Raw genomic sequence first — 1,111 nt, forward strand, 5'->3', positions numbered from 1 at the left:
TGGCTGTTTATGGGCTGGCGCTCTGGGTTAATCGTGGCGTGCTCGCTGCCGCTCGCAGCGGCTTGTGTCTTGTTTGCTTTAAATGTGTTGAATCTCCAAGTTCAGCAGATGTCGATGTTTGGCATGATTGTCGCGATTGGTCTGTTGATCGACAACGCTATTGTGATGACGGATGAAGTCAGCACTAGAATAAAGCAGGGTTTCGCGTCCTCGGAAGCGATCCGACAAGCTTTTGATCATCTGTTTATGCCTCTACTAGCATCAACGCTCACTACTATTCTTGCGTTCATGCCAATCCTCTTGATTGAGGGTAATGCCGGAGACTTCATTGGTACGATATCAGTGAGCGTGATATTGGCTTTGATCGCTTCATTCTGTTTGTCCATGACTGTGATTCCTGCTATCTGTGCCTTGCTTGAGAACAAGCTCGCCAAGCCAAATGAGTCTCGCTGGTGGCAGGTTGGTGTTAGCTCAAAAGAAAAATCAGAAGGCTATCAGCGTTTTCTCGCGCACAGTTTGCGTAAGCCATGGTTAGCGGTTGTGACTGCACTTGGTTTGAGTATTTTTGGTGTGCTTTCTGTTGGCTCTTTGCCAAAAGTATTCTTTCCGACCGCTGATCGCGACATGTTCGAGTTACGCGTTTGGTTTGAATCAAATACGAGTGTTCCTGCTGCAGATGCCCTAGTGCAGGAAATAGACGCGTTGATTCGTAATAAAGCAGAGGTAAAACAAACGGTTTGGTCTATTGGGGATAGTGTTCCGGCGTTTTACTACAACCAATTGATGAATAATCGCAACCAGAACTACTACGCCGAAGTGGTGGTGACTGCTGAGGATGTCGAGGCATCATCAAGCCTAATAGATGAGCTTCAAGTTGAGTTAAGCGAGAGCTTTACTCAAGTTCAAATTGTTGCCAAGCCTTTCTCTCAAGGACCGCCTGTCGAAGCGCCAATTGAGTTTCGGGTGTTTGGCCCTGAAACGGATGTGTTAAGAACTTTAGGTGAAGAGCTACGAGCAATTATTTCTCAGCAATCTGGTGTGTTGCATACCCAAGCATCAGTAAAACCGGGCGCTCCGAAGATTGAGTTTGATGCGAATGAAACTGCTCTCG

General features: G+C 46.9%; 1 protein-coding gene. It reads left to right on the plus strand.

Annotated elements, in window-relative coordinates; translation table 11 throughout:
* Positions 1-1,111, plus strand: a 1,111-nt coding sequence (locus A3739_RS12600) for an efflux RND transporter permease subunit (RefSeq protein WP_197472296.1), incomplete at both ends; no start/stop codon positions are given.

This window comes from Oleiphilus sp. HI0067 (assembly GCF_001635735.1).